Consider the following 21,006-nt stretch of genomic DNA (forward strand, 5'->3'; position numbering starts at 1 on the left):
CCCGTGTCTCAACTAGGGCGCGCCAAGATGAACCCTAACGCAACCCGTTGGAGTTCATCGCAATGGCCGAGACTTATTATTCCGATTACCAGCTTTCTGTCCGGTATAGCGTCCACCGCTCGACGCTGTGGCGCTGGGCGAAGATCGATCCGACCTTCCCCCAGCCGGTAAAACTTTCGCCCGGCTGCACCCGCTGGAAGTTGTCGGAAATCGAGGCGTGGGACGCTTCGAAATCCCAAGCTGCCTAAGAAAAACCCCGCCGAGGCGGGGTTTCACGCTGTCTGGCATGATGACTGCCCTAACGATAGCGCGTCCCGTCTCGTGGCACAATGCCGAGAGCATAAGATGAAAACGTTCACGAACCGCCATGAAGGTGCGTCCCTCTTCTCCTTCACCGGCCGTCATGCGCAGTCCGGCGGAGGCTCCGAATGAGCATTCGCGCGATGAATTGGGCAATGACTGCGGCCCAGACGGTAGATATTTCCGCTGTCCAGCGCTGCGCCCTGTTCGTTCTGGCCTACCACCACAACGACAAGACCGGGCTGTGCTGTCCGTCCATGCTGACTATCGGCAACAAGTGCGGCGTGAGCGACCGATCCGCCCGCAATGCTATCCGTGCGCTTGAACATGTCGGGCTTGTGACGGCCAATGAACGGTTCTGTGCAACGGGTCAGGCAGCGAACCAATATAGCCTGTTTGGGGAACCCAAGAACAAAAGTGGGCGGAACCTGCGTTCCGGCACCGGGCGGAACCACACTACCGGCACTGAAAACGAGACCGGGCGGAAGCAACGTTCCGACGAAAGGGTTATTTACACTACAGGGGAAAAGACGGTCCCGGCACTGCGCATTGTGAAAGGTGCCCGTCATGCGTGACCTACTTTTCGAAGAAGCCTGTGCCAAGAGGAAGGAACTTCGTTCACATCAGGTCAAAGCGGTGCAGATGATCCGCCAATCTCTCGCACAGGGACACCAGAGCGTCGTCTGCCAGATGCCTACCGGTGCCGGTAAGACAGTTATCGCATCGAATATCATCGAGAAGGCCCAAGCCAAGAGCAATTCGGTGATCTTCACGGCCCCTTCTGTCTCGCTGATTGATCAGACCGTTGAGGCGTTTGAAGGACAGGGCATCACCGACATCGGCGTGATGCAGGCGAACCATCCCCGGACTGACCGTCTGGCTAAGGTCCAGGTCGCATCTGTCCAGACCCTCGCCCGTCGCGACATTCCGCAGGCTGCCATGGTCATCGTGGATGAATGCCACCTTAGGGCAAAGGTGATCGAGGAATTGATGGTCGATCGACCGGACGTGTTCTTCGTCGGGCTGTCGGCAACGCCATGGTCGAAGGGCATGGGGCTGCTGTGGCAGGACATGGTGACGCCCTGCACCATCAGCGACCTGATCGACCAAGGGTATCTTTCGCAGTTCCGGGTTTTCGCGCCGGACATTCCCGATCTGTCGGCGGTCAAGACCGTCGCCGGGGATTACAACGAAGCCCAGACGGCAGAGGTCATGGAAGGCAAGGCGCTGATGGCGTCGGTTGTCGAGACGTGGCTGGCTAAGGGTGAGAACCGCCCAACGCTGCTGTTCGGGGTCAACTGCGCCCACGCAAAGCAACTGGCTGAGGCATTCCAGTGCGCTGGAGTGGCGACGGCATATTGCGATGCCTACACGGACAGCGTGGAACGGGAATTGATCAAGCGTCGGTTCGTGGCCGGTGATGTGAAGATTGCCTGTTCTGTGCGGACGCTGACCACCGGCGTTGACTGGCCCGTGTCGTGCATCATCGACGCCGCGCCAACTAAGAGCATCATGCTGCACGTCCAGAAGATCGGCAGGGGCCTGCGCGTCAATGAGGGGACCGAGGATCTGCTTGTTCTGGATCACGCGGGCAATTCGCTGCGCCTTGGCCTTGTAACCGATATCCGTCGCGACGAATTGGACAAGACCCCGCCGGGACAAAAGCAGGTGAGCGAACGCAAAGAGAAACTGCCGAAGGAATGCGCCAACTGCGCCGCTCTGCATAAGGGCCTGAAATGTCCCTACTGTGGACACAAGCGCAAGCCGATTGCAGGCGTCGAGACGGTTGACGGCGAACTGATCGAACTGACTTCAGCGAAGGCGAAGAACGAACAGGCTACCAAAGCCGAGAAGCAGCTCTTCTACAGCATGGCGCTGTGGATGGCCGGTCAGCGTGGCTACAAGCAGGGATGGGCTGCGAACCTGTATCGCGGCAAGTTCCAGGTGTGGCCGCGCGGGCTGTCCGACATAGCCACGCCCGCAGACCAAGCGTTCCTCAACTACGAAAAAAGCAGGCGCATCGCCTACGCGAAGCGGAAGGGGGCGTGAGCATGTTCCACGAAAAGACATCGAACGCAGCGAAGGGCAAGTGGCGGGGCATCCTCATGGCTTTGGGGATGGCTGAGACATTCCTCAAGGATCAGCATGGCCCATGCCCTATCTGCGGCGGAAATGATCGGTTCCGCTGGGACAATCAAGACGGCAGAGGCACGTATATCTGCGGCCAGTGCGGTGCCGGTGACGGCATGAAGCTGGCGATGGAATACACCGGCATGTCGTTTTCGGAGATCGCCCCGAAGATCGACGGGCTGCTTGGGAACCTGAAGCCGGAAAGCGGATCCCAGCGCCGGGAAATGACCGGCGACGAACGCCGCAACATGCTGCGCGCTACCTATTCATCAACGCAGCCGATCGCCAAGGGTGACGCGGCAGACAAATACCTGACAACCCGCCGATTGGATCAGCCGACATATCCCGCCGCGCTTCGGTTTTCCGATGCGATGAAGGACGGTGAAGGGGGCGTAAGGCCGTGCATGGTGGCGCTTGTCGGCATCCATGGTATCACGGACCCGAAGGGGCGGCAGCGGTATTGCAGCATGCACCGGACGTTCCTCAAGCCTGACGGCAGCGGCAAAGCCGAGATGGCCAGCCCGCGCAAGATGATGCCGGGCAGCCTGCCGGACGGCGCGTGCGTGATGCTGTCGGAGTGGCCCGGTCACGGTGCAATCGGTGTTGCCGAGGGTATCGAGACGGCCATGAGCGCTTCGGCTATGTTTGACATGCCTGTCTGGGCGGCTCTCAACGCCACGATGATGGAAAAGTGGTTCCCCCCTGCTGGCGCTGATGAGGTTGCAATTTTCGTCGACAGTGACGCCAATTTCCGCGGCCTGCGCGCCGGGGCGATTCTGGCGAATAAGCTGCGTACTAATCCCAAATATGTCGGGCTGGAGGTAAATATCCAAACACCGCGCATCATTGGCACTGATTGGGCCGATGAGTGGACCGCGCGCGTAAGAGCTGGATCTGAAGCATGACCGGAACAGAACTCACTGCCCTTCGCCGAAGAGTGGGGCTGTCGCAGGCAGCGCTTGCGCGGCGGATCGGAGTTTCGCGCCAGACCATCAGCTACTGGGAAGGGAAGCCCGCTTTGGACGGGCGTTCGACCATCCTTGAGAGGATCTCTGAATATCTCAATTCAGAAGATGCGCACCGCCTTCGCTCTTCGCGCCCCGGTCTGGGGTTCGTCCGTCTGCACTTTCTCGGAAGCGTCTCGCGACACCAAATGAAGATCGTCTCCGATGCAATGGCGATCCGCAGAATAACCTTGGCTAGTATAGCGCAGCGACCGTGCAAAGCAATGACACGAGCCGGCACGCCTTGTCGCCTACAGAGCGAACCCGGCAAGCAGCGATGTCGGCTTCATGGCGGCCTCTCAACAGGACCGAGAACGGCCGAAGGCAAAGCGCGTATTGCGGCCGCCCAACGGCGGCGGTGGCAAAAGAGGAGGGATAAGGAACGAGTTCTGTAGCCTGGGATCAAAGCCCGCTGTTGGGCTGAACTTGACGATCTACTTGAGACGTCGTTGCGGAAAACTGAACAGCCGGAATAAGTGGATTCTCCGCGCAACAGCGGCTCATGATGCTGCGAGCGAGGAGAAGATCATGGGAAGGCATATCACAAGATCGCCGCCCGGGTGGTGTTGGATGGCAGGCGCAAGCATGCGGTTGTTACCGTTCGCGAAATGCACCACGGCAAATTCCACTATGATCTGTCTCGGGACAACAGCGAAGGCGCGTTGTTCCAAAGGATGGGCGACCAATCTGAAATGAACGTTGCCGGGTCGCGGCCCAGCTCTCCGATATTGGAAGTCGGTGCGAGGGCCGCGAGCCCGTCCAGAATCAATATAGAGATCTCCGAGACCGAGAGCAACGTCGACCGGGACCTGACACCGACGCGCGCCCGCGAAATCAACGCGGCCACGCGTGCCGAATTGGAGAAGGTCGGGAGCGCGGGGTGCGAGCGCGCCGAGGCGGCGGCACAGGCACTATTGGTGGCACATATCAGCGCGGCGTCACTTGCATCATCCCCGAGCACGGCGACGGTCTGAGCCGCGCCAAGTTTGCTCAAGGCTGCTTCCGGTCGACGTGCTGCCTTAACTTGCTGTCCACGAAACCGGCAGAATCACACCTCGCCAAGTTTCGATACGTTGGCAACGAGAGCGCGAAAAATAGGGCCAAAAGCATAATCCTGGCTAGGCTTGCACGCGCCACGATTTGTCTTCATGGGGTCTTACAATAGGTGTTCCTTTTAGTCGGGAGCAGCGTGAGCGTCCGCTGAACCTGCTCTGACGATGTGTGGTGCGCGCTGATAATGTCCATTTTGGTAATGGACATTCTGAGGCGCATTATGGGGACGAAGAAGGGGAGCAAGAAGCGGTTCTGGTCGGACGACGAGAAGCGGTCGATCTGTTTGCAGACCAAAGCAGGGGGTGTTTCGGTGGCGCAGGTTGCGCGTCGCTATGCGATGAACGCGAACCTGATCCACAACTGGCTGCGCGACCCCCGGTTCGCACCCGATCAGGATATGGGCGAGATCGAGGCATCGGGCTTCCTTCCGGTTGCGATTGAAGACGCGCCGTTCGCACCGGGTCCCCAGATTGCAGCCCTTGCCCCGGACGCGCCGCTGTCTGCTCATCGGGTGGATATTACGCTGTCGGATGGGCGGCGGATATTGGTGGAAGGTACGACGGCGCTGTCGTCAGTGCTGGCGCTGGTGGAAGGTCTGATGCCGTGATCCCTGTGCCGAGCAACACGCGGGTGTGGTTGGCCGCCGGAGTGACGGACATGCGCCGGGGCTTCAATACGCTGGCGGCACAAGCCGAGAAAGTTCTGGAGCTTGAGCCCTATTCCGGCCACCTTTTTGTGTTCCGGGGGCGGCGCGGCGATTTGCTCAAGATTATCTGGTGGGACAGCCAAGGGGCCTGCCTATTCAGCAAGCGTCTGGAGAAAGGTCGGTTTGTCTGGCCTGCTGCAAAGGACGGCAAAGTCAGCGTGACAGCGGCGCAATTATCGATGCTGCTGGAAGGGATCGACTGGCGCATGCCGCAGAAGACATGGCAGCCTCTGAGCGTCGGATAGGTCAACAATTATTGATGTTTGCGCGCTTTACGGGATTCACCTTGCGCTCTTGATCGGGTATACAGTTTGGGATGCTGACGGACCTCGATATCACCCCGGAAGACCCTGCCGAGTTGAGGGCTGTGAACCGCCTTTTAGCCGATGAGGTCAAGGCTCTGAGCCTCAAGGTCGAACAGCTTCAGCACCAGCTGCACGGGGCCAACCGCCATCGCTTCGGCTCCAAGTCGGAAGTTCTGGATCAGCTCAACTTCGACCTGCACGAAGATGCCGAGATCGTTGAAGCGGCTGAGGCGCAGGCCAAAGAGCCCACGTCGCCGCAGGAGGAGGCTGATTGCAAGCCGAAGCGCAAGCACAGCCGCAAGCCATTGCCGGATCATCTGGACAGGGAAGACGAGGAGCTGTCGCCCGGCGATGATTGCGGTCAGTGTGGGGGCGCTCTGCGCACCTTGGGCGAGGACGTGACTGAAGAGTTGGAGTATGTGCCCGGTCGCTTCAAGGTGAAGCGGATTATTCGGCCACGCAAGGCCTGCTCGTGTTGCGAGGCGATTGTGCGGGCCCCACTGCCCTCGCGACCCATTGAGCGCGGACGGCCGGGGCCTGGCTTGTTGGCCCATGTTCTGGTCAGCAAATACGGCGACCATCTTCCACTGTACCGGCTGAGCCAGATCTTTGCCCGTGAGGGCGTTGATCTGGATCGCTCCACCATGGCCGACTGGGTTGGCCGGTCCACGGCTCTGCTTGAGCCCCTTGCCGACGCGATTGGTCGGACCGTGCGTCAGGGCGCAGCCCTCTTTGCAGACGATACGCCCGTGAAGATGCTTGCTCCTGGCAACAAAAAAACCAAGACCGCGCGGATCTGGACCTATGTCCGGGATGAGCGTGCCTGGTCCGGGCAATCGCCGCCTTGCGCGTGGTACCAGTTCACGGTGGACCGCAAAGGGGAACATCCCGTCTTCCATCTCTCGGGCTACAAGGGCTGGGTCCATGCGGACGGCTATTCCGGCTTCAACGGCGTGTTTGGCGAGGACAAGGCGGATGAGATGGCCTGTATGGCCCATGTCAGGCGTAAGTTCGTGGATGTCTTCGCGTCACAGGGTAGCGCCACTGCCGAGCAGGCCATCCTGCGGATTGCCCAACTTTATGCCATCGAGAAGGAGATCAGGGGCATGGCCCCCGAAGACCGCGCCGCCGTGCGCCATGCCAGGGCAAAGCCGATCTTTGACGAACTGGAAAACTGGCTCCACGCGCAATTGCCCAAAATTTCGGGCAAGTCGCCCCTGGCAAAGGCGATCCGCCACGCCTTGGGACGAATGCCAAAGGCGCGCCCCTATCTGAGCAACGGCCACTTGGAATTGGATAACAACACCACTGAGCGGGCCGTGAAGCCAGTGGCCATCGGGCGCAAAAACTGAATGTTCTCTGGATCCGAGGGCGGCGGCAAAGCCATGGCCATCGCCTTTACCCTCATCGAGACCTCCAAGCTCAACAAGGTGGACCCCCAAGCCTGGCTCACATGGGTCCTCGCCAAGATCGCCGACCACAAGATCACACGACTGGACGAGCTGATGCCCTGGCGTTACGCTGCTCAGGCAGCGTAACTGACTGAACCGAAACAGCGCCAGAGCGCCTTCACCGGACGGTCACGAACGATTGCTGGGGGGCAGTAAGGGGCCAATCGCCAAATACGTCGACACGCTGTTCGATGACAACTGGCAGGAAACCCGTATTTCTGCCGATCTTCACGTTCAACTACACCACGCCAAACGCGATGAGCTTCTCGATGAATACGTTCGAGAGGGCTATCTCGACGGCCACCGGATCGACTTTCTGAACGGCAAGGTTGCCTTGGATCTTGAGTGGAACAGCAAAGACCAAACCTATGATCGCGATCTCTACGGAAAGCGCGGGTTGTCGGCGGTGATGATCGCTGAACGCGATGTTGCCGGATTGATCGAAGAGGCGAGAGCGATGCGAAGCGCAACGGCTCAACTCGCCAATAGCTTAAAGCAGATAAGGTAATGAAACCGACAGCATGGCCAATCTCTGTGGCGGCACGCCTATATTCTTATCGGTACTGGCTCATCAGCCAGCTGTCACTGGCCGTTGTTTTGGCGATATGCTATCAGCGAGCGATTGATGAGTAGTGTATTGAATTTGGAGGCTGATCGTTGAACGCTCCTTTCAAACAGGCCGAGCGTCTGGGTCGGTTGACCACGGAGCTCGGGCCGGACGTTCTGGTGCTGCTGCGTTTCGATGGCAGCGACCACCTGAATGACCTCTTCGAATACCGCGTCGAAGCTCTGGCCACGCGCGACGATCTGGATTTCGATGCGCTTGTCGGCACTCATGCCACGGTCGAGATTGAAGCCCATGACCAGATGCGGCCCTTTGACGGGATCGTCACTTCGGCCAGATGGGCCGGCGTGGGCGAGAACGGGCATCGCTATGACCTGACGCTGCGGCCGTGGTTCTGGCTGGCCGGGCGGCGGCGGAACCAGCGGATTTTCCATAACAAAACCGTCGTGCAAATCATTCAGGAACTGCTGTCCGATTACGCGTCCCTGGGCGATCCGGCGCTGGAGATCAGCCTGTCGAAGGATTATCCGACCCTTGAATACACGGTGCAATACCGCGAATCCGATCTGGACTTCGCGCGCCGACAGATGGAGCGGCACGGGATCAGCTTCCATTTCCGTCACGCCATGGGCAGCCATACGCTGGTGCTGACCGATGACGTTCTGGCGCATGAGGCCATCGGCCCGCGCCCGTTCAAGCGCTATGACGGCCATCACCAGTATGAACAGGAGCATTTCTGGGACTGGGCGCCGGAACGCAATATCGCCACCGGCGCGGTGCGGTTGGTCGACTATAACTTCAAGAAACCGACCCAGTCGATGGAAGTCGACCGTCTGGGTGACGCCCAGCACGCGCAGGGTCAGATCGAAAGTTTCGACTATCCGGGCGATTATCTGGCGCAGGATGTGGGCCGGCTGGTGGTGGGTCTGCGGACAGAACAGGAACGCGGCGCCGATCGGCGCAACCGGGCGGTGGGCGATTGTGTCAGCCTTGGCGCGGGCATGCGGATGGTGCTGTCGGGCGACAAGGTGCCGGGTCACGGCGAAAGTTTCCTGTGCCTCTCGGCCAGCCACCATTTCGTCAGTGAGGCCTACGGTTCAGGCGGGCAAGGCAGCGACGGATACAGCTTCACCGGCAGCTACACGCTGATGCCCGACACCGCGCCGATGGCGCCGCCGAAGCGCACGCCGCTGGCCATCGTGCAGGGCCCACAGACGGCCACGGTCGTCGGCGAGGGCGAGATCGACTGCGACGAATACGGTCGCATCCTGGTGCGGTTCCACTGGGACCTGGCGAACGCCTATTCGATGCGCTGCAGGGTCAGCCAGAACTGGGCCGGCGCCGGCTGGGGTGGCATGGTCATTCCCCGCATCGGCATGGAGGTGCTGGTCGAGTTCCTGGAAGGCGATCCCGACAAGCCGGTCGTGGTGGGTAATGTCTTCAACGGCAAGAACGATGCGCCATACCCGCTGCCCGCGCATAAGACCAAGGCCGTGTGGCGATCCAAGACCCACAAGGGCGAAGGCTTCAACGAGTTGAGCTTTGAGGACGAGGTCGGGCAGGAGAATATCGCGCTGCACGCGCAGAAGGACCAGACGCTGAAGGTCCTGAACAACCGCATGAAGCGGGTCGACAATGATCAGATCGAAAGCGTCGGCAGCAACAAATCCATCGAGATCGGCAGCAATCATCAGGAGCGTATCGGCGGCTCGATGAACCTGACCGTCGGCGGCGGCAAGATGGGGCTGTTCGCGGCGCTGGCGGGGATTGCCGGTCAGGCAACCAAGGACGCACTGAATGTGGCCGAAGAGGCTGGTGATCCGTCGATCCCGGCCTTTCTGGGCGGCGTCGTGGCCGCGACCGTGGGCGGCGAGATGGCATCGAGCCCGCTGATTTCGGCCTTTGACGGGGCGGGGCAGAACCGCGCGGTTGCGGGGGCCCAGCAGGTCGGCACCGGCACGGCGCTCGGGTCCGTGCTGTCGGCGATCATGCCGGTGTCGGGTGTGATGAACACGCTGGTCGAGAAATTCCAGGCCGACACGATCGGCCTGGCGCGGACCGAGCAGATCGGGCTGTTCAAGAACACCATGGTCGGCGCGGTGCGCAATACCATGGTCGGGCAGAAGGAGTTCACCAAGGTCGGCGTCGAGCAGCGCCTGCAGGTCGGCAAGACCAAGACCGTCGATGTCGGCGAGGAATATACCACCCATACCGGCCAGCGCGCGTCGCATTCCTCGGGCAAGCTCTATCAGATCTCGTCCGAGGAAAAGTTCGAAGGCAGCTCGAAGGTCTGGGAGATCAAGGCCGACGACACGCTGCTGCTGTCCGCCCCCGGCGGCTATGTCGAGATCAACAAATCCGGCGTCCGCATCCGCGGCCTGAAAGTGCTGATCGAGGGCAACGCCATCGACTTCAAATCCGGCGGCCCCGGCGAAGGCAGCAAATGCCTGCGCGCCATGGCCAAATCCGCAACGCCCTTCGTGAGGTAGGGGATGCAGCAGGACGATCCCTGGTCGCTGGATGCGACGAGCCAACCCGTACGTACAGAGCCGAAAGTGGAACCTCAGGTCCCCACTTCTCTTGAAGAGGCTCTGCTGGCCCTTGATCAAAAATCCGCGCCGGTCTTCGCGGTGCTCGACGGCGCACAATTCGACAACCTGCCGCAGGAATTGCTGTTGGGCGATTTCGTCAGCCGCCCTCTTTACCTGGACCGCGGCGAGAACAACCCCGAACAGATCATCACCGCCCCGCACATGGTCTGGCTGGACGAACGCCCGGAGAAAGTCGCCGGCCGCGCGCCAAAGGACACTATCCCCGCCCTCATGGCACTTATCGCCGGCCGCCCCGCAGCCGTGTTCTGGCAGTGCCCAGACGGAGCGGTGGCGCTCTATAGGCACCTCCGGCGAATTAACCTGGTCTATCTGCCACGAGCTGCACTGGCGGAAGCTGACCGGCTGGCGACAGCCAATGATTTCGAGCCTGCGCTCCTGCGTCATGCCGATGCAAATGTCGTTGCGCAGTTCATGCCCTCAGCCTGCCTGCAGGATGTGGCTCGGATGTTTGGGCCAGCGAGCGCCATCGTTGCTGCGGCAGATCATGTTTGGTCCTGTTCCCACGCTTATCTCATGGCGCCTCGCCCCGAGCGCCTGCCACGTGCCATCGATGGGATCTGGCGTATATCGCCAGAGACTATGGAAGCTATTGAGCACTACAGGGAAGGCTGCCTTCGGAGAAAGGCGGTCGAGGATTTTTCTGGAAAGTCAGTTGACGTAGGAACTTCCAAGGAAAGGCGGCGTCAGGTTCTGGCGGCATTTGATCGTGCCCTGTTTTATGGCCTCGAAGAGATGAAAGACATTTGGGACCTAATTTCGCTTGATCTCAAGTACGGACAGGTATTTGAAAAGCGGCCGGAATTCGCAGAAGCACTATACGAGTTAATGAACAGAAACCAAGCACCGGCCTCGCGCATTCACTATGCGAGGCTTGCTTGTGAAAATGTTAAGGTTTGGTAGGTATGGGAACAACGGCTTGTGCGACCTGTGACGCGAAATGCGGCAATGGGAATGCGAACGTCCGGGGTGACAATCGAAGCGATCCTATTTACGTCGCCATGTGCAAGATCTTGTGTGAAACACGCAAGGAAATGTGCGAAGGTAAACATAAGGGAAAGACCGCGAGCAGCGTAGCGGAGGGGAAGGCCAAGAATTCGCCCGATCTCCAGCGGGCTGTGAACAAGCGCTACCCAAAATCGACGGCGGCTGTGAACAAGCATCGCTATGTTCGCTATGATAATGCACTGAAAAGCTGGAACCGCGCCAAGGTTGCGAAGGAAACGATCGAGCGACATCTGGACAATGTGATCCGCCAGATCGAAAAGCAGGCCGCCAAGGCCGTTGCGACCAAAGTCGGCAAGGCCGCCGCTCGTTCATGGCTGAAACTCGTTCCGGTATTGAACGTTATTTCAACCGCTTACGACGTATACGATCTGGCCTCAACCGGAGTAGACATCTACCAGCAGATCAAGCAGGCTAGGGCGCAGTTCAGCGGCGATGTTTACTCAATCCGCCCCGACGTTGCGGTGATGGGAGAGAATGGACAGCTGCAGGATATCTATGATTTCAAGTTTGATGGAGATGACTGGCAACCGGGACAGCAAGAAATGTACAATAAGAATCTCGATGATTCTGGTGCGCGTGCGCGCGCAAAGGCCATAAACTCAAACGCTTGCGGCTGTAACGGCCCATCCTTTGTTCCGCGCACCGGAGTTTAACCGATGGGCAAATGGTATAAAGACAACGTCTTTAATGGTGACCCGTCCGATGGGCATTTTCAACTAAATAGATTTTCAACGCCAGCATTCCGGCTGAGCCTGAAATCATTCTGGCGGCAAGGGCATCCGTTCCAGTATCTGAATGAATACCAGAAGCTTTTTTCTGTTTTCGAGCCGATCTTGCGACGCGATGCCGAGCGTCTGCTGATGGTCGAAACGGCGGGTGTGAAGCCTCGCCGCAGGAAAAGCATCAAGGACGGGGATTGGCAGCCCTTTCATCACCTCAGATCAAAGGTTCTGTCGGTGGATGATCCCGCCGATGAAATCAGCGAATGGCGCTTTGTGGGATTTGATTTTCAGCACGGTTTCAATGGCGAGGATCGTTATGACATCGGACCTACAAAGTTTTTTCTAAATGTCACGGACGCCGTTCAACTGGACGCCTATATCCCGGTGCCGGATTTCGAGGCTGGGCATCTGGATATCGAAGCGCTGAAACAGGCACTGCTGGCCCTGCCCATCGTTACAGCAATCGCAGGATATGGTATGTGCATATCCGATACGCTCGACTGGCCCTATGAAGGGGATTGGACCCTAAAACCCGTTGCGAAAAAGTTTCCTGTACTAGACATCTGCCTTCCAGGAAATCGAGTTTGGCGAGGAGCAGAAGACCATGAGTTTAAAGAGTTCTGGCTAAACGGTATCAACTGGCTAACTCTTGTTGGGGAGCCAGTTCTGAGCGCGCTAGGTGGCGTAGACAAGATCACGAAGGGCCTTAGCCCCGAAATCACATGGCAAGTCGGCAATGAGAATGTTATCTTTCAGCTTGGCCCCCGCCCAATCACGGGCGAAAAGGGCGTGGATGATGAACTGCTTCCACTCTATTTTGAGTTGGGTGAGCGATTACGCCCTCATGACGGGAACTACCCTTCTTCTACTTGGCGCACACAGGACGTTTTTGGACACGTTGGCGACGAGGCGCTTAATGAACTCAACAACGATTGGGCACGACGGTTCTATGACCGGCGTTGGTTTGAGAGGTTTTCCTGATGCGTGATCTTGGTACCCCCGTAGACCTGAAGGGCTCGAGAAAGCGAGATAGCCTGCTAGTCATAACGACAGCCCGCGATTACACAGCGGATGAACTGATCCGCGATAATATCATTCGGGAACTGCCCGAGGCCTTTTTGCGGCTTCTTTCTGCTGCTACCGGATTGGAGCGCGCATTCTCTATCGAGGCCAGCGCCAAAAACCAGATATCAATTCGTCTGTCTGCCGACCTGATGACTGGACAATGGCAGTTTGCATCGCTTCTTAATCTGATCGATTCTTCAACCTTTGTCGGAAGAATGGACGATGACCCATTTATCACCACGATCGAGATCCAGTCGCATTTGGTAGCCGGCGCATCGCTGGCCGGTCTCTATGAAGACCTTGAGAAGACTAATGCGATAGCACGCGATGTGATGACCGAGCTACTCGCACCAGATTTCGATCTCTCGGCGGGACTTGGGCGTGTTTGGCCACAGGTGCCGTCAGATTATTTTTTCGATGTCGATATGGCGCCCCTGAAGCCGCTTGACACGAAAAATCGTGAATTTGCTGAGGCGATGCTGCTCGATTTTGATCGGAGCTTGGCGGGTTCCGCATTTGAGCCGGAAGTATCGCCGGAAGCTTGGTTCGAGGATTCTCTTGTCCCCTATGGCGTCGAAATCCACGCGGACCAAAACCTCATCAAGTATCGGGTAGATTTTCCACCCAGTGATATTTCGACGGGCCTTCTTCTTGTCAGGCAAGCGCTTGAGGCTCGCTTCATCCAAATCAAGAGCTGGTCTTTTGATATTAGGGAAGGTTGGTAACATGGCCCGCCCCATCGCACTTGTCGGCCATGCACACACCTGTCCGATCCACGGCGGTGGGCCGGTGATGAACCCCGGTCAATCCCTCGTCCGGTTCAACGGCATCCCACTTGCCGTCGAGGGTGGGCAGTGCGGCTGTCCTGGGTCGCCTCCATTGCCCGATCCGATGGTGAAGGGCTCCAGTTTGGTGAAGATCAACGGGCGCGGCGTCATGCGCATTGGTGACAAAACCGCCCATGGTGGCAAGATCGCGATGGGCTTGCCGACGCTGAAATCCGACTGATCGTCCTCGGGTCAGTTGTGTAATATGCTGTTTAAAGCGCGCGACTTGGCTCTTCACTGAACGCAAAGTTCTTGAACCCGTGGCTTGATCGATAATGAAAACGCCTCGTGCGGAGGGACGCACGGTTCGTGCCTCTGCCGAAGGAATCCGGCCCTGACTATGACTATCTAGTCGATTTGCTCTGGGACACAAACCAGCTTTTGCGCCGCGCGGTAGAGGCGGTGGTGAGCGCGCATCACTCACCAAGTCTGCGCGGCGTTGTGTGAAACAAGAAGCAATCGTCAAAAAATCGCTGGCGCGAAACCCAGCAATCGTTCGTGACCGTCCGGTGAAGGCGCTCTGGCGCTGTTTCGGTTCAGTCAGTTACGCTGCCTGAGCAGCGTAACGCCAGGGCATCAGCTCGTCCAGTCGTGTGATCTTGTGGTCGGCGATCTGGACCTGTCGCGGTTTGGTGCCGCTCCTTTGACCACGTAATGTGCAGCAAAGGAGATGAACCATGGGCACAGTCAGGACGGATGAATTTCGCAAGGATGCAGTGCGGATTGCGCTGACCAGCGGGCTTTCGCGGCGTCAAGTTGCGGATGATCTTGGGGTCGGCTTGTCGACCCTCAATAAGTGGGTGAACGCACACCGGGACACGGACGTAGTCTCAGCCGAAGATCGCGAGCTGGCGCGTGAGAACGAACGGCTTCGGCGCGAGAACCGTATCCTCAAGGAGGAGAGGGACATCCTAAAAAAAGCCACCCAGTTCTTCGCGGGCCAAAAGCCGTGAGGTTCAGGTTCATCGAAGAACAGCGCGGGGCCTTCCCGATCGACCGGCTTTGCCAGGTGATGAATGTCAGCCCGCGTGGATTACGGGCCTTCCGCAGCCGCCCAGCCAGCCACAGGCAGCGCATGGACATGGTCGTTCTGGCGCATATCAAGGAACAGTCGCGTCTGAGCTTGGGCAGCTATGGTCGGCCGAGGATGACAGAGGAGCTGAAAGAGGTTGGTGTCGATGTCGGGCATCGACGCGTCGGTCGCCTGATGCGCGAAAACAGGATCATCGTTGAAAGAACGCGTAAGTTCAAAGCCACGACCGACAGCGCCCATACGTTCAACATCGCCCCGAACCTGCTGGATCGCGACTTTAGTGCAGCCGGGCCCAACCAGAAATGGGCGGGCGACATCAGCTACATCTGGACCCGCGAGGGCTGGCTATATCTGGCAGTCATCCTGGACCTGCACTCCCGCCGCGTGATCGGCTGGGCTGTCAGCAACCGGATGAAGCGCGATCTGGCGATCCGGGCCTTGAAGATGGCGATTGCCTTCAGGTCGCCACCCAAAGGCTGCATCTTCCACAGCGACAGGGGCAGCCAATACTGTTCGCATGACTACCAGAAGATCCTGCGCCAGCATGGCTTCAAAGTCTCGATGAGCGGCAAAGGTAATTGTTATGACAATGCGGCCGTCGAGACATTCTTCAAAACCATCAAGGCCGAGCTGATCTGGCGGCGGTCATGGGTAACCCGGCGGCACGCTGAGATGGCGATCTTCGAATACATCAATGGGTTCTACAATCCGCGTCGACGGCACTCAGCACTGGGCTGGAAAAGCCCGGTCGCTTTTGAACGGAAGGTGGCTTAAACGAGCACTCGGAGCGGCACAAATACGTGACAGGTCCACGGCATCCCTGTCTCTTCGGAGAATCTCAGCGAGCAGGCGCGTGCGCGCCTGCATTCTGATCGGCCTGTCGATCTGACCGGCAAGCATCGGGTCTTCTTGGAATGGCACCGGACGAAGGTATTCGACGTCAAGGCGCCTGACGTCTCGCCTGCGGTTGGAGCACATAAGCAGACTTAGACATCTTGCTAGAGGCGAAATCGCCTAAGTCTCGTCGGACTGCGCGGACTGATCAATCCCTGTGAGGCTGTCGCAAACCATCGCAACCAAGCGCCTAAAATGTTGGCGGATCGGTAGGCGGGTATAGGAGTGAAGCCAACAAAAAGTCAGCGTAATAAACAATAAATTGGATAAATGGTAGCGGAGGAGGGACTTGAACCCCCGACACGCGGATTATGATTCCGCTGCTCTAACCAGCTGAGCTACTCCGCCACAAGTCCGGGGGATTTAGGACGACCGCCGCGTGGGGTCAAGCGGTTTTCTTGTGCTTTTCCCGAGCATGCAGTCTTCAATCAGCGGCTGGGTTGCACGCGGTTTCGGGCCAGTTTCAACTCTATATATTCGCGCAGTTCTTCGATCTCTGCGCGGCTGTCGCGCAGGCCGTCCATGGCTGCGCGCAGTTCCGCCTCGGTGCCGACCAGTTTGGACCGCAATTCTGCCTCGCGCTCTTCCAGCCGGGCAATGGCTTCGTCGCGTTGTTCCTCGGCTTCGTGCAATTGCTGGGCCATGCGGTCAAGCTCGCCCATATCGCCGCGGGTGGGGCGGGTCAGGCGATGGATCAACCAACTGGCGAACCAGCCCAGAACGAAGGCGGTGAACAGGATGATGGCCGTGACGGTTATGAATTCGGTGCGGTTCATCGCTAGGTTCTACTCTGCGCCTTCGTCAGCCCCGGCGGGTCGCGGTTCGGGGCGGGGCGTATCCTCGTCCGGGGTCATCACCGGCAGCCTAACGTTTTCCTCATCGGCGTCCAGCCCGGTCTGAGACTGGCTCACCACCGCCTCGGCAACGCCAACCACGGCGGGGGAATGCACGTACGGACCGGCAGGCATCGTGATATCAGGCCCGCCGATGCCCGTTGCTTCATTACCGTCCGCAGCACCGTCTGTTTGGCTGTCAGCCTCTGCAATGGCTGCGTCGGACGCGGGGTCGCTATCGTCAACGGCCACCTGCTGTGGTGCTTCGTCTGGGTTTTCGCCCTCGGCCTCGTGGTCCACGTGGGTTGTCGCCTGTTCCTCCTCTGTCACGCCAGAGACGACGACGGGCTCGGGCAGCGCCTCGCGGCGCACCGGCGCGTCCGACAGCAGGCGGAATTCGATGCGGCGATTTGCCTCTCGGCCCTCTTCGGTCTCGTTCGAGGCAACAGGCTGGCTTTCGCCATAGCCGCGCGCGGTCAGGTTGGTGCCGTCAATGTCGGCCTCGACCATGGCGGTCAGCACGGCTTGGGCGCGGGCCCGCGACAGGTCGGCGTTGAAGCCTTCCGAGCCTTGCGAATCGGTGTGCCCGCTCAGCTCGATCTGGAAAACGGTGCAGTTGTCCATGGCTTCGGACAGGCGCCCCAGGGTTTCAGCCGGGTCGCCGGCGATGACCGATTTGTTCGGCTCGAATCCGATGGCCGATTCGGACATGATCGTGTTCAACTGCGCCACGCATTCGTCGCCACTCGGCAGGCCCAGCAGTGGGTCCAGCCGTTCATCATAGCGGATCGCCAGTTCATATTGCGCGCCGGCGCCAAGCCGCTGCGACAGCGTCGATGCCGCCTGTTCCGAGGCGTTGCGATTGCCCGATGTGCCGGTGATCCGAACCAGTTCAGGCGTTACCGTGACCGCCCCGTTGCGCAGTGTCGCCACAGCCTCCAGCGCCGCGATGACGCGAACGGTCCAGCCGCCGGGGACGCTGTCATCGGTGCGCAATGTGCTTTCGACCTGATCAAAGCGCGAGCCCGCGAAACTGTCGACAGCTTCGCGCATGCGTTGGTCAGTGATCCGTCCGCGCATGTACAGCGTTTGATCCGGCGCCACGCTGGCGATGAATTCGACCGGCCCCGCATCGGCATCGGCGGGTTGTTCCAACTCGGCCTGCAGGGAAAATACAGCCGGCAGGTCCTGTTCCAACTGACCGACAGCTGCGTCAAAGATGTCGCGCTCGACGCTGGCCGGGGCGAAGAGGGCGATATCGGCATCCGACAGAGTGACCGCGCCGGCGCCCAGACCTGCCACAGTCGAGATCGCCTGGACCGCCGCGTTGGACCAATCCGGCGACGGCGAGCCAAGGCCGATGGTGCAGCCGGTCGGCCCTTGCAGGCCGGCAGTGCGGGCAGCCGCCAGAATGCGGTCGCGGCCCACGTCGGTATCGGCAGCACAGGCGTCGAAACGCACGCCTTCCTCGTCGATCACAAAGCGCAGCGTAAAGGGGGCGATTACCGGGCGCGGGGCCGAGATTTCGCTGACCAGCACCAGATCGGCAGGCTTGGTCCGGCGCAGCGCCGTTTCCAGCCGTGCCTTTTCGGCGGCGCTGTCGGTGATGGCGTTGATCGTTATCAGGCCCGGCGCGACGGAAATCTTGGCGTGTCGCGCAATCTGTGCTGCGCGCAGGCCGAATTCCAGCGCCTCGGACCAGCCGTCGGGGGTCGGGAAATCGGCGGCCTCCAGCAGATCGACGACCTGCGGGGCTGCGGTTTCGCTTTGCAGGTTGCGCACCACGGCCAGTCGGTCGGTCTCTGCCGGGACCAGCCCGATCAGCGAAATTCCTTCGTCATTGCGCAGCAATTCAACGCTGAAATCCGGCGGCGTGATCGCATCGGGCGTGGCCACCTGCATCTCGTCGATGATCCGGCTTGGATCGACGACAGCAGCCACCTGCGTCATGGCGCGGAACCGCTGGACCTCGCTTGGTGCGGTGCCGGACAGCTGCACTTGCAGGCCGTTGGTTGCCACATCGGCCCATTCATACCCGCCGGTATCCAGCGCGACGCTGACATCCTGCAATGAGCGTTCCTCGATAAAGCGCGCGGTCGCGGTCGCCGCCATCCAGCAAAGACCGCCCGCACCAGCCAGAACCACAATGGTAGCAAATGCGGTCGAGCGCTTGTGCGGATCATCGGTCATATAATGGGCTTCAGTCTGCTATCGGGTCCACTTGATCTAGCGGGCGGATTGGCCTTTCGCAATCAGACCAGTCCGGCGACGGCAAGAAACAGCGCAAGAATCAGCCCCGCATCCCGGTTCGATCGGAACAGCGTGAGGCAGCCGGAACTGTCTTTTGGATCAAGGCGCCACCATTGCCACAGCAAATGCGCTGTAAAACCGGCCAGACCGATCAGCCCCATGACCAGGCCGTCACCCGTCAGCACGATTGCGAGAGCCAGCATCACCACGGCCAGTCCGCCAAACCAAAGCAGCACTAGTGGGCTGTGATCGCCAAAAAGCCGCGCGGTGGATTTCACGCCGATCAGGGCGTCATCCTCGACATCCTGATGGGCATAGATGGTGTCGTAAAAGATCGTCCAGGCAATGCCGCCCAGATAAGCTGCGATGGGGGCGGCATCGACGCGGCCGGTATGGGCCGCATAGGCCAGAAGGACGCCCCAGTTGAACGCCAGACCCAAAAAGATCTGCGGCCACCAGGTAAAGCGTTTGGCAAAGGGATAGATGGCGACCAGCACGATAGAGGCGATGCCCAACAGAATCGCCACCCAGCCCAGGGTCAGCAGGATCAGAAAGCTGATCCCCGCCTGCACGCCCATCCAGATCAGCGCGCCCCTGACGGTTACTTGCCCCGACGGAATGGGCCGCGACCGCGTGCGCGCCACGCTGCCGTCAATGTCGCGGTCGGTGATGTCATTCCAGGTGCAGCCCGCCCCGCGCATCAGAAACGCGCCGAGGGTGCTGGCGACCGCGATCCACAGATCGAACCAGCGCGGCCCGTCGGCCATCATCGCCAGCCCGATCCCCCACCAGCAGGGCAGCAACAGCAGCCATGTTCCGATAGGCCGGTCGGCGCGGGACAGGCGCAGCCAGGGCCGCCAGGCCGAAGGTGCGTAAAGGTCGACCCAATTTCCCGCCGGCGCATCGGCGACAGAGGCTGGCGTTTCCGTTTGGCTTTGCATAGCGTCGGCCCGTTATGGCGAAGGTTCGACTGTTCATAGATCACCCGTTGGCTGCGGGACAACCCGTCCCGCTAGCGGCGGCGCAGGCGCATTACCTGTCTGGCGTCATGCGGATGCGTCAGGGCGATGAGATCGCCGTTTTCAACGGTCATGATGGTGAATGGGCGGCCCGGATCGTTCAGGCTGGCAAGCGCGGCGGCGAATTGCTGGCGCTGGATCAGACCGCGCCGCAGCGCAATCCGCCGGATCTGTGGCTGCTGTTCGCGCCGATCAAGAAGGCACGGACCGACTTTATCGTCGAAAAAGCCGCCGAAATGGGCGTATCGCGCATCTTGCCGGTGCAGACCGATTTCACCAATTCCGAACGTATCCGTCAGGACCGTTTGCAAGCGCATGCCGTCGAGGCCGCCGAACAATGCGGCGGTACCTTTGTCCCGACGGTCGATGATCTGGCACCATTGGCCCGCCTGCTGGATGGCTGGGATGCCTCGCGCCGCATCCTTTGGGCAGACGAGGCCGCGGCCGGGCCATTCGACTCGATGGCCGGCTTGCCGCAGGGCCCCTGGGCGGTGTTGATCGGGCCGGAAGGCGGGTTTTCGCAGGCCGAACGTGACCGGCTACGGGCCTGCCCATACGTCAATTCCATCAGCTTAGGCCCGCGCATCCTGCGCGCAGATACGGCAGCCGTGGCCGCCTTGACCCTATGGCAGGCATCTTTGGGTGACTGGAAAGCATAGCGAAAACAGGCGTTTTGTATAGAACGACCGTTTGCGGTAACGCTGCAACGCAGTATTTTAAAATATATATTTGCCATATGGTTATGCGTCTGGTGCAGGGCGGCATTGCCTCTTCCGCCTCTGGTTTGCTGCGGGTGCAGCATCTATCTTTGCTGCATGGGAGCGGCCCGGACCAGCCGGGCATCACCTGGAAGGAATGACAAGATGACTGCTATTGCCACGAATAACGGCGTCGCCCTTGATGGCCTCTTTGCCGAACTGCGGACCCGCTTTCAGGCATGGAGCGTTCGCCGCGAGACTCGCAAGGCGCTGAACCAACTGTCCGAGCGTCAGCTGGAAGACATCGGCATGTGCCGCGCCGATATCGATACGGTCGTGGGCACGCTGTAAGATGCGACCAAACGACCAGGCGACCCAAACAGACCGAACCCCCGCTGACCGATAAGGCAGCGGGGGTTTTTCTTTGCCCGCTGCGTCCTGACGGGCCAGCCAACCGGCCTGCGCGTGGCACAGGGCAGGCTTTACCCCCGACATTCGATGAACCTCCCGGTGCCGCTGCTAGACATTCGTCAC

21 protein-coding genes, 1 tRNA gene and 1 pseudogene are annotated in these 21,006 nt (G+C 59.8%); 18 read left to right on the forward strand and 5 right to left on the reverse strand.

The features are described 5' to 3' along the window. The first annotated feature begins 62 nt into the window (after positions 1–62). The 5 genes from CUV01_RS09470 to CUV01_RS20345 all read left to right on the forward strand — a co-directional run bounded on the left by CUV01_RS09470 (position 63) and on the right by CUV01_RS20345 (position 3,829). Positions 63–248 carry a helix-turn-helix transcriptional regulator gene (locus tag CUV01_RS09470; protein WP_101460255.1) on the forward strand — a complete coding sequence of 62 codons (186 nt, stop codon included), beginning with the start codon at positions 63–65 and terminating at the stop codon, positions 246–248. Between the two features lie 180 nt (positions 249–428). Beyond that, positions 429–875 (forward strand): helix-turn-helix domain-containing protein, encoded by a 447-nt coding sequence (locus tag CUV01_RS09475; protein WP_157994825.1) that lies wholly within the window; start codon positions 429–431, stop codon positions 873–875. After that, on the forward strand, positions 868–2,349 hold the full coding sequence (locus tag CUV01_RS09480) for a DEAD/DEAH box helicase (RefSeq protein ID WP_101460257.1): 1,482 nt from the start codon (positions 868–870) through the stop codon (positions 2,347–2,349). Before CUV01_RS09475 ends, CUV01_RS09480 begins: the two co-directional genes overlap by 8 nt. 2 nt (positions 2,350–2,351) lie before the next feature. Next, a complete protein-coding gene (locus CUV01_RS09485) occupies positions 2,352–3,335 on the forward strand; it encodes a DUF7146 domain-containing protein (RefSeq protein ID WP_101460258.1) in 984 nt (327 codons plus the stop codon). Further along, positions 3,332–3,829 carry an HGGxSTG domain-containing protein gene (locus CUV01_RS20345; protein WP_198731798.1) on the forward strand — a complete coding sequence of 166 codons (498 nt, stop codon included), beginning with the start codon at positions 3,332–3,334 and terminating at the stop codon, positions 3,827–3,829. Before CUV01_RS09485 ends, CUV01_RS20345 begins: the two co-directional genes overlap by 4 nt. A 233-nt stretch (positions 3,830–4,062) precedes the next feature. Here the strand turns inward: CUV01_RS20345 and CUV01_RS19640 are convergent, their stop codons facing one another. After that, positions 4,063–4,428 carry a hypothetical protein gene (locus tag CUV01_RS19640; RefSeq protein ID WP_157994826.1) on the reverse strand — a complete coding sequence of 122 codons (366 nt, stop codon included), beginning with the start codon at positions 4,426–4,428 and terminating at the stop codon, positions 4,063–4,065. A 258-nt stretch (positions 4,429–4,686) separates the two neighbouring features. On the opposite strand from CUV01_RS19640, the gene tnpA reads away from it, so the two are divergent. From tnpA to CUV01_RS09555, 11 genes and pseudogenes are all read left to right on the forward strand, one after another. Continuing rightward, entirely contained in the window at positions 4,687–5,094 is a 408-nt protein-coding gene (gene tnpA, locus CUV01_RS09505; RefSeq protein ID WP_232962178.1) for an IS66-like element accessory protein TnpA, read from the forward strand. After that, a complete protein-coding gene (tnpB, locus tag CUV01_RS09510; RefSeq protein ID WP_101460260.1) occupies positions 5,091–5,438 on the forward strand; it encodes an IS66 family insertion sequence element accessory protein TnpB in 348 nt (115 codons plus the stop codon). Before tnpA ends, tnpB begins: the two co-directional genes overlap by 4 nt. A 71-nt stretch (positions 5,439–5,509) precedes the next feature. Further along, positions 5,510–7,036, forward strand: a pseudogene (gene tnpC / locus CUV01_RS09515) (IS66 family transposase). Between the two features lie 52 nt (positions 7,037–7,088). Beyond that, the gene (locus CUV01_RS09520) at positions 7,089–7,457 is read left to right on the forward strand and encodes a BglII/BstYI family type II restriction endonuclease (RefSeq protein WP_157994827.1); all 369 of its coding nucleotides are present in this window, start codon (positions 7,089–7,091) and stop codon (positions 7,455–7,457) included. 149 nt (positions 7,458–7,606) lie between these two features. Continuing rightward, positions 7,607–10,003 (forward strand): type VI secretion system Vgr family protein, encoded by a 2,397-nt coding sequence (locus CUV01_RS09525; RefSeq protein ID WP_101460262.1) that lies wholly within the window; start codon positions 7,607–7,609, stop codon positions 10,001–10,003. A gap of 3 nt (positions 10,004–10,006) precedes the next feature. Next, a complete protein-coding gene (locus CUV01_RS09530) occupies positions 10,007–11,026 on the forward strand; it encodes a DUF4123 domain-containing protein (RefSeq protein WP_101460263.1) in 1,020 nt (339 codons plus the stop codon). A gap of 2 nt (positions 11,027–11,028) precedes the next feature. Then, the gene (locus CUV01_RS09535; protein ID WP_157994828.1) at positions 11,029–11,784 is read left to right on the forward strand and encodes a hypothetical protein; all 756 of its coding nucleotides are present in this window, start codon (positions 11,029–11,031) and stop codon (positions 11,782–11,784) included. Positions 11,785–11,787: 3 nt separating this feature from the next. After that, on the forward strand, positions 11,788–12,834 hold the full coding sequence (locus CUV01_RS09540; protein WP_101460265.1) for a type VI immunity family protein: 1,047 nt from the start codon (positions 11,788–11,790) through the stop codon (positions 12,832–12,834). Further along, entirely contained in the window at positions 12,834–13,643 is an 810-nt protein-coding gene (locus CUV01_RS09545) for a hypothetical protein (protein ID WP_101460266.1), read from the forward strand. The genes CUV01_RS09540 and CUV01_RS09545 overlap by 1 nt, the downstream gene beginning before the upstream one ends. 1 nt (position 13,644) lies before the next feature. After that, complete coding sequence (locus tag CUV01_RS09550) at positions 13,645–13,926, forward strand: PAAR domain-containing protein (protein WP_101460267.1); 282 nt, start codon at positions 13,645–13,647, stop codon at positions 13,924–13,926. A gap of 496 nt (positions 13,927–14,422) precedes the next feature. Beyond that, positions 14,423–15,552, forward strand: a protein-coding gene (locus CUV01_RS09555; RefSeq protein ID WP_101460268.1) for an IS3 family transposase whose coding sequence is annotated in 2 segments (ribosomal slippage) — positions 14,423–14,657 and positions 14,657–15,552 — 1,131 coding nt in all. Because the reading frame shifts where the segments join, the coding sequence is not laid out codon by codon here. A 391-nt stretch (positions 15,553–15,943) separates the two neighbouring features. On the opposite strand, the gene CUV01_RS09560 is transcribed toward CUV01_RS09555, so the two are convergent. The 4 genes from CUV01_RS09560 to ubiA all read right to left on the reverse strand — a co-directional run bounded on the left by CUV01_RS09560 (position 15,944) and on the right by ubiA (position 19,696). Then, positions 15,944–16,020: transfer RNA gene (locus tag CUV01_RS09560), tRNA-Met, on the reverse strand. Positions 16,021–16,100: 80 nt separating this feature from the next. Continuing rightward, positions 16,101–16,448 (reverse strand): cation:proton antiporter, encoded by a 348-nt coding sequence (locus CUV01_RS09565; protein WP_101460269.1) that lies wholly within the window; start codon positions 16,446–16,448, stop codon positions 16,101–16,103. Between the two features lie 9 nt (positions 16,449–16,457). Further along, positions 16,458–18,695 (reverse strand): OmpA family protein, encoded by a 2,238-nt coding sequence (locus tag CUV01_RS09570; RefSeq protein WP_101460270.1) that lies wholly within the window; start codon positions 18,693–18,695, stop codon positions 16,458–16,460. Between the two features lie 62 nt (positions 18,696–18,757). Further along, complete coding sequence (ubiA, locus tag CUV01_RS09575) at positions 18,758–19,696, reverse strand: 4-hydroxybenzoate octaprenyltransferase (protein WP_101460271.1); 939 nt, start codon at positions 19,694–19,696, stop codon at positions 18,758–18,760. A 14-nt stretch (positions 19,697–19,710) separates the two neighbouring features. On the opposite strand from ubiA, the gene CUV01_RS09580 reads away from it, so the two are divergent. Continuing rightward, the gene (locus CUV01_RS09580) at positions 19,711–20,433 is read left to right on the forward strand and encodes a 16S rRNA (uracil(1498)-N(3))-methyltransferase (protein ID WP_101460272.1); all 723 of its coding nucleotides are present in this window, start codon (positions 19,711–19,713) and stop codon (positions 20,431–20,433) included. Between the two features lie 204 nt (positions 20,434–20,637). Next, a complete protein-coding gene (locus CUV01_RS09585) occupies positions 20,638–20,823 on the forward strand; it encodes a DUF1127 domain-containing protein (protein ID WP_101460273.1) in 186 nt (61 codons plus the stop codon). Positions 20,824–21,006 lie beyond the last annotated feature (183 nt).

The organism is Paracoccus tegillarcae (genome assembly GCF_002847305.1).
Classification (GTDB): Bacteria; Pseudomonadota; Alphaproteobacteria; order Rhodobacterales; family Rhodobacteraceae; genus Paracoccus; species Paracoccus tegillarcae.